The sequence below is a fragment of the Treponema sp. Marseille-Q3903 genome (genome assembly GCF_014334335.1).
Lineage (GTDB): Bacteria > Spirochaetota > Spirochaetia > Treponematales > Treponemataceae > Treponema_D.
In genome coordinates, this window is record NZ_JACSEU010000001.1 from 2192189 (window position 1) to 2204458 (window position 12270).

The 12270-nt window shown below is 38.1% G+C and carries 9 protein-coding genes and 1 other RNA gene; 5 read left to right on the top strand and 5 right to left on the bottom strand.

Going from position 1 to position 12270, the window contains the following annotated elements; all coding sequences use genetic code 11:
* Positions 1–299: 299 nt before the first annotated feature.
* Positions 300–605, top strand: coding sequence for a Dabb family protein (locus H9I37_RS09975; protein ID WP_187382473.1), 306 nt, complete (start codon positions 300–302; stop codon positions 603–605).
* A gap of 225 nt (positions 606–830) precedes the next feature.
* Here the strand turns inward: H9I37_RS09975 and H9I37_RS09980 are convergent, their stop codons facing one another.
* A complete protein-coding gene (locus H9I37_RS09980) occupies positions 831–1535 on the bottom strand; it encodes a response regulator (RefSeq protein WP_187382474.1) in 705 nt (234 codons plus the stop codon).
* Positions 1532–2842: a sensor histidine kinase gene (locus H9I37_RS09985; RefSeq protein WP_187382475.1), complete on the bottom strand. Its 1311-nt coding sequence runs from the start codon at positions 2840–2842 to the stop codon at positions 1532–1534. Before H9I37_RS09985 ends, H9I37_RS09980 begins: the two co-directional genes overlap by 4 nt.
* A gap of 196 nt (positions 2843–3038) precedes the next feature.
* Between H9I37_RS09985 and H9I37_RS11395 the strand changes: the two genes are divergently transcribed.
* The 3 genes from H9I37_RS11395 to H9I37_RS10000 all read left to right on the top strand — a co-directional run bounded on the left by H9I37_RS11395 (position 3039) and on the right by H9I37_RS10000 (position 5437).
* On the top strand, positions 3039–3989 hold the full coding sequence (locus H9I37_RS11395; RefSeq protein WP_222864207.1) for an SGNH/GDSL hydrolase family protein: 951 nt from the start codon (positions 3039–3041) through the stop codon (positions 3987–3989).
* A gap of 161 nt (positions 3990–4150) precedes the next feature.
* Entirely contained in the window at positions 4151–4951 is an 801-nt protein-coding gene (locus H9I37_RS09995) for a LytR/AlgR family response regulator transcription factor (RefSeq protein WP_187382476.1), read from the top strand.
* 126 nt (positions 4952–5077) lie between these two features.
* Positions 5078–5437, top strand: a complete 360-nt coding sequence (locus H9I37_RS10000) for an Hpt domain-containing protein (protein ID WP_187382477.1) — start codon at positions 5078–5080, stop codon at positions 5435–5437.
* A 164-nt stretch (positions 5438–5601) separates the two neighbouring features.
* Here H9I37_RS10000 and ffs read toward each other — a convergent pair.
* Positions 5602–5699: signal recognition particle sRNA small type (gene ffs, locus H9I37_RS10005), an RNA gene on the bottom strand.
* Positions 5700–5837: 138 nt separating this feature from the next.
* On the opposite strand from ffs, the gene H9I37_RS10010 reads away from it, so the two are divergent.
* A complete protein-coding gene (locus tag H9I37_RS10010) occupies positions 5838–9392 on the top strand; it encodes a glycoside hydrolase family 2 TIM barrel-domain containing protein (protein WP_187382478.1) in 3555 nt (1184 codons plus the stop codon).
* Position 9393: 1 nt separating this feature from the next.
* Here the strand turns inward: H9I37_RS10010 and H9I37_RS10015 are convergent, their stop codons facing one another.
* Both H9I37_RS10015 and gdhA read right to left on the bottom strand, forming a co-directional pair.
* Complete coding sequence (locus tag H9I37_RS10015) at positions 9394–10725, bottom strand: 1-acyl-sn-glycerol-3-phosphate acyltransferase (RefSeq protein WP_187382479.1); 1332 nt, start codon at positions 10723–10725, stop codon at positions 9394–9396.
* A 105-nt stretch (positions 10726–10830) separates the two neighbouring features.
* On the bottom strand, positions 10831–12189 hold the full coding sequence (gdhA, locus tag H9I37_RS10020) for an NADP-specific glutamate dehydrogenase (protein WP_187382480.1): 1359 nt from the start codon (positions 12187–12189) through the stop codon (positions 10831–10833).
* Positions 12190–12270 lie beyond the last annotated feature (81 nt).

The following is a 12270-nucleotide window of genomic DNA, read 5'->3' on the forward strand; positions in this document are numbered from 1 at the left end:
GACTTACTTTCCGTTGCTTGCTAAGGCGAAAAAATTGCGTCTCAGAATGTTTTCTGGGACTTTCTCCATTCGGCTAATATACCATGATAATTCCAGGCTGTCTGCATTCTTCATGAACTCAGGTTTCATCGGAAAGCTTTATTGCCTGTTGTCTAAACTCTTTGTCGTACTTCATCTTATACCCCCGCTTTATTTTCGGGTATTTTCAGACTGTACTTTTATGATAACCGTTCAAAGTCAAATACCCCACCCTCTTTCTCCACTTCAAAAAATATTTTATATTAACTTTGAGGAAAATCATGGTAAAACACATTATCTTATGGACATTAAAATCTGACTTGTCTGACAAAGAAAAAGAAAACGTAAAAAAAGACATTAAAGACGGACTTGAAAGTTTGAAAGGAAAAATACCGGGGCTTGTTGATATTAAAGTAACCACGATCGGGCGCCTGTCATCATCTACCGCCGATTTTATGCTCGACTCCACTTTTGAAAATGAAGAAGCTTTGAGATTTTATTCAAAACACCCGGCTCATGTAGCTGTGGCAGATTCCAAAGTACGCCCTTTCACATCTGCACGTAGCTGCCTTGATTTTGAAATTTAACCACCAATGCTTTTTACTTGGCTAAAAGTAGTTTTTTTTAATTCGGGTGGCTTTTTGCTCATCTAGCGAGTTTTGCGAAGTAAAACTCGGAGGCGACACAAAACCAGTAACACGATTATGGAAACGCAGAAGTGTCGCCCTCCCTGCCACATTTTAAAACTCAAAACGGAACCTACCGACTTTATTCATAACCTTCTGTAAATTTTTTATGATTTTTTCAAGACATCAAATCTTTTTATACATCATCGATGGGCGGCCGCCTGTTTCGTAATTTATATCTTCTTCTATTTTTCCTGTCTGCACAAGATAATTCATGTAATGTCTTACAGTCACTATTGAAACTCCGGTTTTCTCCGCAACGCTATCACCTGTTGTCCAATTTGTGTTTTCCTTAAAATAATCTAATATCATTTCAAGTGTGTGTTTTTGTATCCCTTTTGGAAGATTTGATGCCCCACCCGCTCCTGCATTTACCGGCACGGCTTCCCCATGCTTACCGCCGCTCGAAATAATGCTGTCGACAAAATCCTGGTCCAGGACATCGTTTTCTTTCAGTGCAGAAACTTTTGATGCAAATTTTTGGAGCGCGATCTGAAATCGCTCAAAAGCGAACGGCTTTATCAGATAATCTATTACGCCCAGATGCATTGTCTCTTCAAGAGTTGCCGTATCGTTAGCCGCTGTAACCATAATCACTTCGGAATTTATTTTTTTTTCGCGTATCTTTTTTAGAGTTTCAATTCCGTCCATGTACGGCATAAAGACATCAAGCACTATGAGATCTGCTTTATTTTCTGCCAGAAAATCGAGAGCTTCCTGACCGTTGCGACAAGAGCCTGCAATTGAAAATTGTTTATTTTTGAGTACATACTGTTCGTTTATCATTGCGACCATCGGGTCATCTTCAACTATAAGAACTGAAAAACTCATTGTGATTTCCAATTTACCATAAAACAGGTGCCTTTTCCAGATTGCGTCTCAAAAGAAATTGTACCGCCGAGGCTTTCAATCAGCTGCTTTGTATGATATAGCCCAACTCCACGACCGCTTCCTTTTGTTGAAAATCCGTTTTCAAATATTTTATCTTGTATTTCAGCTTTTATGCCGCCGCCTGTATCTTGAACAGTCAGAAGAAGCTCGCCCGGTTTTGTAAAAACTCCAAAAGAAAGTTCGTTTTGCTCTACGCTTTGTCCGTTTTTCAGAGAATGCATATTCATTGCGTCAAGTGCGTTTTCAATCAAATTTCCAGTTATTGTGACAAGCGCTTCTGAAGGGACACCCACATCTGAAGACTTAAAATAGCTTCCTTGCTGTAAAAAAAACTTTACATTGCATTCGGAAGCACGCGCTATTTTTCCAATCAGAAGAGCTGCAAACGACGGATTATCGATCGCTTTCATAACTGTGCTGACAGTTTCTCTTTGGATGATAGAAATATTTTCAATATATGAAACAGCCTTGTCGTATTCTCCAATCTGCACCAACCCTAAAATCACGTGAAGTTTATTTATAAAATCGTGATTATTAGCTCGCATCGAATCGACTAGAAATTTTGTGCCTTCAAAATCTTCCGTAAATTCGAGAAACTCTTTTTTTATCTTGCGCGATAAAGTTTTTGATATTACAACTTCAAAGAAAATTGCTAAAAGCGTCACGACAATAAAAAGTCCGACTGTCCTCATTATTCCGGTCATGATTGAAGTGCGGAGGCAGATTGTCATGATAAATCCGATGTAAGCGCCATCTGAGTTATAGATTGCAGAATATGTTCTCCGCTGGGAGCCTGAAGGTCCTGTATCGTTTTCGGTGTAGTAACCTTTTTTGTGAACTGCAAAATCAGGAATAGTACCATCATACTGTGTGTTTATCAGCGAATGATTTGTGTGATAAATGCGGTTGTTGTTTTTATCTACTATGGAAACTATGTCGACATCATCAAGCTCTTCTACAATGTTGTCCATATACCTGCACAAGTCTTCTCTGTCGTAATACCGCGTAAAATCATAGAGCCTTGTGATCAAAGCTGATGTATTTTGCAAATTTTCATTAAACGCTTTGCTGCTTGAGTTGATGTTTATAAAAACTCCGCCGACAGCCATAAAAATCGTAGTCATGATGATGATGACAAGCTGAACGAGCTGAATATACTGACTTATCGAAGTCAGCCGCCCTTTTGCATTACTTTTTCTGATTTTTTTAGTTTTATTTTGCTCATTTATAGAAGATTTAGTTTTCATAATGTAAATATACAGCATATAAAAAAATAAAAACACACTTTAGAAAGTAAAAAAAGTCGGCAACTTTAAAAAGAATTTTTTAATCTTTCTAAAAATTGTTTATTTTCTGCATTGCGTTATTATAGTTACAGAAACAACGAAGAAGACAAAAAGATTGCTTAAAGCAAAATGAAAGTTTTCTTAGGAGATTAGAATCATGAATTATGCACATTTATTTGAAGCAGCAATGCTTATTTGTTTTGGTTTTTCATGGCCTTTGAATGTAATAAAGGCTTACAAGGCTCGCACTGCAAAAGGAACAAGCCTTGCATTTATCATCCTGATTATTACAGGATATATCGCAGGTATTTCTGCAAAGATAATCAACAATCAACTTAATTATGTGCTGGCTGTTTACTTTTTGAATCTCGCAATAGTGATGGTAAACGTATTCGTGTTTATAAGAAATGTCCGACTCGACAACCAGAAATCAGCTATAGTAACTAAGCAGAAAATCAGAGAACTTCAGAAAAAATATAAAAATGTAGACTATACTTTTTCATCGGAGGAAAATATGAACTTTAAAGAATTAAACAAAATTGCTGAAAAGAATTCAGTGATTCTTCTTGGTAGCTCAATGGCTAAAGACATTCCTGTTACCGAATTGGTTGATTCATTTGGTTTTGACTTTAAGCTCTACAACAGAAGTGAAGAAAATCTCTCTGTAAAAAATGCAAAAGAGTTCTTTGAAGCTAATATCAGCCCTCTTGAGCCTGAAGCTGTTATAATCCACATCGGTGAAAAAGACTTAAAACTCTTTGGAACAAGTGCCTCTGATTTCGACAATTACTACATGGAACTCCTCAACTCTGTTACATCAAATCAGTCACGTCGTGTAGCGCTTGTCTCTGTGAACAACAAAACAGGAGATGCAAAAATCTCAGAAATGAACAAGCATATCAAAGCGCTCGCAGATTCGTTCCATGCCGATTTTATCAACCTCGATAACGCAAAACTCTGGAATCCTAAAGCAACAAAAGCAGCTGTTGACTTTGCAGCAAGCATGGGATTGAGGACAAAGAAACCTCTCAAGAATATCGCAGAGATATTATACAGTTACGCTTGCCTTGAAATGCAAGAAGATATTGCCCACAACGAAGCTGTATAAACAACGGGAAAATGACAGTAAATAAGTCATTCATCATATAGTTACCCTGGTATTTTACAAAACACACCTTGTAAAATATCAGGGTTTCCTTTTTAAAGAAAAATTTCAAAGATTTTCAAGTAATATTTGATTTTATTACAAGAATATAATATAATATAATTATGAATGTTATCGCCGTTGATGACGAGCAGCTTTCATTGTCGTGTCTGGAATTGATTTTAGAGCAGATAGATGATATCACCAGTATAAAATCATTTACAGAATCGGCAGATGCCTTAGAATGGTGTCACAATAATTGCCCTGACGTAGCGTTTCTTGATATTGTAATGGAGAGTGATAGACGAGGAATACAACTAGGGGAAGAAATACAACAGATTTGTCCTACCTGCTACATAATTTTTGTAACTGCATACGAGAAATTTGCACTTGATGCAATCCGCCTTAACGCTTCGGGATTTATTGTAAAGCCTGCAACTAAGGAAGCTGTTCAAAAAGAAATTGATTATTTGAAGAAATTCATTAGTTTCTCAAGGAAAGCTGAAAAGCCTTTTGTCCAGTGCTTTGGAAATTTTGACTGTTTTTTCAAAGGAACGCCTCTTAAGTTCAAAAACACAAAGACAAAAGAACTCCTTGCATATCTTGTTTATCGAAAAGGTTCTTCATGTTCTGTACATGAGCTTTCGGAAATTCTGTTTGAAGACATTCGCAACCACAAAAATAAACAAAGCCGATTGCGCACATTGCTCGCAGATTTATCTAAAGTTTTGTCAGAAAACGGCATTTTGAATATCATCTACAAAACGCGAGGATTTGTTTCAATCATTCCTGAAAATGTTATCTGTGATTATTACGACTATCTCAAAAAAGGGGAAGATTCTGAATACAAATTCCAAGAAGAATTCATGGCTCAGTACAGTTGGGGAGAAGACGTAAACGGGCTTTTGAGTACGAGTCTCCAGTGAAACAAGGATTTTTTTGGATAATCTTAAAAAAAAAGGTAAAAAATTCTCATTTTTTTTTCTTTTTTATGCACTTTTTCTGCACTCATTATCATAGAATCTTAGCAGCGTACAGAAGGGATGAGCTTAATGACAATTGATGAAGTATACAAAAGTATTCTTGCAGATTATGACGAAGTACTTCACAGACTCAAAAAGCCCGAAAGGATTTTGAGATTCATAAAAGCATTTCCTGAAGAAAAAACGATGGAAAAGCTAGAAAAGGCGATTGAAGCTCACGATTGTGAAGAAGCATTTCTTGCTGTCCATAACATGAAAGGGATTTCCCTGAACCTCGGTTTTTCTAATCTGTCAAAATATTGTGAAGCGCTCACAGAAGAACTTAGGGACAAAGATGAACTTCCTAAAAAAGAAGTTCTTGAACCTTTAATCGATGCTCTAAAAAAGGAGTATGAAAAAGCAGTCGAAATAATAAAAAAACTAGACTGAAAGTCTTCAAAATTTAAAAACAAGTTAAAACAGATAAATAAATAAAATATTCAAATCGATATTTTTTTATAACACTCTCCACCTGTCGCAACCGAAATTCTCCTCACGGTTGCGACTTTTTTTTGGTACCTTTTTTTATCTACCTTTTTTTTGAATTCAAAAAAAAGGATCAGATAATCCTAAGCACAGCTCTGATCGCATACCGTTGCTGGATTCCTCCTCTGGCGGGGTTTTGCGATAGACACTTGAAAGGCATCTGATCCAATAGTTAAAAAGTACAATATAAATCGAATCAAGTCAAGTTGAAGCTTTCTGCCGACATAAAATGCAAGACATTCGTACAACAAACATAGAATTATCACACTATCTTCTTTTTTAGTTTGATTTTATAATTAAAAGTATGACAACATTATTTAACGATGACTGGAGTTTTTGTGAAATTCCAATCGATGAAAAATCGATGTACGATAATGAAAAACCCGTTCTTCTCTGTCCCGACAGTTTTTTTGCTCATGCAGATTCGCTAAATTACGTTCCTGTAAGAGTTCCGCATGACTGGCTTATCACCGATGCAAAAGCACTTTACAGAAACAGCGTCGGTTTTTATAAAAAAGTTTTTACACTTGACGAAAAATCAGCTGGTAAAAGAACTGCAATTCGTTTTGAAGGCGTCTATATGAATTGCGTAGTCTGGATAAATGGTAAGAAAGCCGGCGAATGGAAATACGGCTACTCGACTTTTGAATTCGATATTTCAAAATTAGTTCATTCCGGTGAAAACACAATTCAAGTTATCGCAGTCTATCAAAATTGCAACACGAGATGGTATTCAGGAGCAGGCATCTTCCGCGATGTAACTCTTATAACAAGCGATTTCACACATATCCCGACAGATGGGATTTATTTTTCTGCGCGCCCCGTAACTCCTTCAAAATTAAATGAAAACTGGACTGTGGAAATTGAAACAGAGATATGCAGCAAAGGAGATTTTTCAGGGCTAACTGTAATCAATCAGCTCATCGACAGAGACAAAAACTTATTTGCACAAAGCAAAACAGACATCCTAAAAGCTATTCCGGAAGACGAATCACTTTACCGCAAAAAAAATATTCAGGCTTTGGACGGATACAATCTTGCCGTTGCGTGCGATTCACTAGTTGTAAAATCTCCTAATCTTTGGGATACGGAAAAACCTTATATTTACACTTTGAAAACTCAACTCGTAGATATAAACGGCACAATAATAGAAGAATCAGCTCAAAACTGCGGATTCAAGTTTGCTGTTTTTGACAAAGATGACGGATTTTTCTTAAATGGTCGCCATCTAAAGATAAACGGCGCTTGCCATCATCATGACCACGGAGCTTTCGGGTCTGCATTCAATGTAGAAGCATTGCGCCGTCAGTTTGTAAAACTTCAGGAAATGGGGATAAATTCTATACGTTGCTCTCACAATCCTCCCCCAAAAGCATGGATGAATCTCGCTGATGAGATGGGACTTTTGATTGACGACGAATGCTTTGACATGTGGGAAAAAACTAAAACACCGTTTGATTACGGAAATTATTTCAACGAGTGGCATGAAAAAGATACAATCAGCTGGGTTAGAAAAGACAGAAATCACCCATGCCTTATAATGTGGAGCATTGGAAACGAAATATACGACACTCATGTTGGGAATGGCTTTGAAATCACAAAACGGCTTTCAAAAATTGTAGAGCATTTTGATCCGAAGAAAAACGGACTGATTACAATCGCTTCAAACTACATGATGACTGACGGTGCTCAAAATTGCGCCAAGGAAATCGACGTTGTCGGTTATAATTATCTTGAGCGGCTCTACGACGAACACCACAAAAAGTACGGTTGGAAAATCTATGGCTCGGAGACATCCTCAACAGTTCAAAGTCGAGGAATCTATCATTTTCCTCAAAATCTGACCCTTGTCACATACGATGATTTACAGTGTTCCTCTCTTGGAAACTGCACGACGACTTGGGGCGCTCGCAGCACAGAAGCTGTAATCACAGGAGACCGTGACAAAAAATTCAGTGCAGGGCAATATCTGTGGACAGGTTGGGATTATATTGGCGAGCCGACTCCTTATCACACAAAAAACTCATATTTCGGTCAGATTGACACTGCCGGCTTTCCGAAAGACTCGTTTTTCCTCTACAAATCTGCGTGGACAAGCGTAGAAAAAGCGCCATTCGTCCACCTTCTTCCTTATTGGGATTGGAATATCGGTCAAAAAATCACGGTCAGAGCGTACACAAATGCTTCATCGATTGAATTGTTTGTAAATGGAAAATCTCGCGGCTTGACAAAAATCGACCATAAATCAGGACTTAAACCTTTCGGTCAATGGGACGTCATCTACGAAAAAGGCGAAATAAAAGCTGTCGGATACGATGAAAATGGCAAAGTTATTGCCGAAGACTTAAAACGCTCGTTCGGAGATCCTGCAAAAATCATCATTCAGCCGGAAAAAAATTATGATGAAAATGGAAAGCTGTTTTTTGTTGATTTGATGGCAGCCGACAAAGACGGAATTCTTGTTGAAAATGCGCGAAATTACATCACCTTAAACGTCACCGGAGATGCGGAACTTGTCGGGATGGATAACGGAGATTCTACCGATTACGACCAATATGTTCCCGAAAACGGCAACTCTCACAGCCGTAAATTGTTTGGAAACAGACTTGTCGCAATAATAAGAAAAAAAGGCTCTTCAACACTTGCAGGCTCTTTTATAATCACAGCTGCAAGCAAAGAGCTTCCTACAGTTTCTTTAAAATGGGACGGTCACAAATGGCTTGAAGTACCACCTTATTACGCAATTCGCCCCGAAAAAGATTTTATTCCTGTTCGTAAAATCGAAATTGAAACAACGTGCTGCACAGAGCTTACAAATAAAAACAGGGAAATCAGCGTATCTGCACGTGTGCTTCCTGAAAATGCCTCTATAGAAGAAATCAAATGGATGCCGGTTTTAAAAGAATGCGTAAAAAGCGATTATGTTGAGATAGTTGAGCAAAAAAATAGCGCGCAAAATGATGTGCGAAAAATCAGAGCAGTTGCAGATGGAGAATGCATTTTGAGATGCACTTCAGACAATGGCAAAGACCATGTTGAAGTGATAAGCGATTTGAACATCACAGTGAGCGGAGTCGGAAACCCGATGTTGAATCCGTATAAATTGATTGAAGCGTGCAGGATGAGCAGATGGAATGAAGAGAGAAGCCAACCGCCTGTCAGCCTTGAAAGCGGAATAAGCAATCGAGGAATCGGTGAAACATGGATCAGTTTTGACAAAGTTGATTTTGGAAAAGACGGCGCAGATGTGATTCACTATCCTGTGTTTTCATTTGCGGTAGAAGAACCTGTAGAAATTTGGGACGGCATTCCGAATCGAAAAGACAGCGTCTGCATTCTAAAAGATATTTACCGCGCAAAATCAGTTTACAACACTTTTACAGAAAATACTTTTACATTGAATCGACGTCTATTCGGCGTTCACACAATCAGCATTGTTTTAAAAACAGAGCTTGTAATTCACGGATTTTATTTTGATAAAACTCCAAAAGCGTTTGCAAAACTAAATGCGCTCGACGCAGATGACATAGTTGGCGACACATTCAAAAAAGGAGTCGATTGTGTAGAAGGGATTGGAAACAATGTAAACCTCGATTTTTCAAACATGAATTTTGGCTATAAAAAAGCGACAAAGCTGACTGTTTGCGGAAAATCAAATACCGACAACAACACGATAAATGTTAAGTTTTTTGATGAAGCGGGAAATGCAATTACTCAAGTGATCGATTTTGTGCACACAGACGAATACGAGATAAAAACTTTTGACATTTCGCCGATCACGGGAAATCAGAAAGTGAGCTTTGTGTTCCTGCCTGGCTGCAACTTCGACTTTAAGTGGTTTAAGTTCGAAGAAAATTGATTTAAATATTCGGTTTGTTAAAACTTATATCGCTTTGTTTATAGATTTTATACAACTCTTCGGCTGCAATTCGAGCTTTTGCGACAATATCTCCAGCATTTTTTGGAAAGCAATAATAAAGTTTTTTCATATCACCGATACAAATCATATCGCCGATTTCATACCAAAAATAATCTGAATAAAGGCTGTGACTCGCTCTCGGACTTTGTCTATAATGAAGCAGCCCGTTGCACCCGTCTAAGACAAATCCGTCTTTAGTATGAGTCAGATGCCCGCTTCCGACTTTGTAAATCGCTTTTGTGTTTACAAGCATAAATATGTCTACATCAGCTTCAATCTTATACTTTCCTGCTTGAATTTCTTTTCTGACTTCTTCTCTTTCCCATTTGAACCAATCTGGAACATGTGTAAAAACGGAAGGTGAGTTTGTTGCAGGACTTTCTAAAAAATCACCTTTCCCTGGCAAAATATTATCCATCTCACCATATTCCGATAAAACCCATTTTGCGCCGCATTGTTTACATTCAAGTTCAATTCCGCTGCCGTTCATTTTTCCTTCAGTTCGGCAAAAAGGACACTTGTAAAGAACTCTATTTAAACTGTCGGCGCGGAACGGTTCATCTATTTTTATGTGATTTTCCTGTTGCCACTTCCAATTGTCAAATTCAAACTCTTTGTTCAAGATATCGTTCAATTCTTCAGTAGATTTATTTTTTATATCGTCTTTCGAAAACAGATATTTTATATCGGCAGAAACTTTCACTTTTCTAACTTGAAGATTGTTGTAAAGCGGACTTCTTGCAAACGCACCGTAAGTTTTTATCATCACGACAGGTACATTTAAAATTTTCAAGCATTTTGGAAGACTTCCGGAAAGTTTTGTCGCAGTTCCATCAAAACTGTAACTCGCCTCCGGGAACATCAAGATAGAAGACTGAAGTTTTTCAACAGCATATTTTAAATTTCTGACAAGCACAAAATCTTTTACGAATTTATTTGTAGGGATGCAACCAATATGGCGCATAAGCCAATTTTTGCCGACAAAACCGTCGCTTGTGCAGACGATGTTATAAGGGCGTGGATAAAGTACAACTGAGGCAATCTTGAGGTCTATAAAACTCGAATGATTCATGATGACAAAACAAGGCTCGTCTTTGCTAAGCTTTTCCATTCCAATTTTGTTGCAGGTGAATTTTACAGCTTTAAGTTCTTTTTTGCTCAAGTTTTTAAAAAGCCAACGCCAGAAAAATGGCTGTTTGAGCGGTCTTTTTAGATTCGGTTCAGGAAGCTTTATCACTTTTTCATAATCAAGTTTTTTTACGACTGTTCTCATACAAAATATTGTATATTAGCAATTGGATTTTTGCAAAAAAAAAGACTGCCCATTTAAAAGTTTGACAACTTTAGGACAGACTTTTTGAAGATTATAAGATAAGGTTTATACAAGCCCCTGAGCAATCATAGCGGTTGCGACTTTTACAAATCCCGCGATATTTGCACCGGCAACGTAGTTGACAAACTTACCGTCTGTAGCACCGAATTTAATCGCTGTATCGTAAGCGTTGTTGTGGATATTCACCATGATGCTGTGGAGTTTTTCATCAACTTCTTCAGAAGACCATGAGAGTCGTTCAGAGTTCTGTGACATTTCAAGACCTGATGTCGCAACACCACCGGCATTTGAAGCTTTTCCCGGAGCGTATAAAATCTTAGCGTCAAGGAATGCGTTTACAGCGTCCAAGTCAGATGGCATGTTTGCGCCTTCTGCAACAAGTTTTACTCCGTTGCTCAAAAGAGTTTTTGCATCTGAGCCGAGCAATTCGTTTTGTGTAGCACATGGGAACGCACAATCGCATTTAACTTCCCAAACTTTTTTGCCTTCAAAATATTTGCTTGAAGGAAATTTCTTTGCATATTCAGATATACGGCCGCGGCGAACACCTTTTAATTCCTTAACCCAATCGAGTTTTTCCTGAGTGATTCCGTCAGCATCGTATATATATCCGTTTGAATCTGACAAAGTGACAACTTTTGCGCCAAGCTGAATGAGTTTTTGTGCAGCATAAGTAGCAACGTTTCCTGACCCGGAAACGACACAGACTTTTCCTTTGAAGTTGTCACCAACTTTCTTGAGCATTTCTTGAGCAAAATATATAAGACCATAACCTGTCGCTTCTGTACGGATCAATGAACCGCCAAATGTAAGACCTTTGCCGGTAAAAACACCTGTATATTCATCACGAATCCTCTTGTACTGACCGAACATATAACCTATCTCTCGTCCACCAACGTTTTTATCGCCGGCAGGAACGTCAACATCAGCACCTATATGACGATAAAGTTCTGTCATAAATGACTGGCAGAAACGCATAACTTCTTTGTCGGATTTTCCATGCGGATCAAAGTCAGAACCACCTTTACCGCCACCCATCGGAAGAGTTGTAAGAGAGTTTTTCAAAACTTGTTCAAACCCCAAGAATTTCAAAACAGAAAGGTTAACTTCTTTAGAAAAACGTAACCCACCTTTATAAGGTCCAATAGCACTGTTGAACTGAACACGATAACCGCGATTTACATGATAGTTACCGGCATCGTCCATCCAAGGAACACGGAACATAATTACGCGCTCAGGTTCCACCATTCTTTCAAGAATTGCATTCGGTTCAAGTTCCGGCATCTGGTCTACAACAGGTTCAAGGGTTGTTAGAACTTCCTGAACTGCCTGAAGGTATTCCGGCTCATTTGCATTTTTCGCCTGCACATATTCCCAAACTCTTTTTACGTATGCATTTTTCATTTTTATCATCCTTGCCGAAAAAAAACATTGTTAAAACTCGGCCACGTTGAAATATATCACAAACACAGATTTGTATAAAGT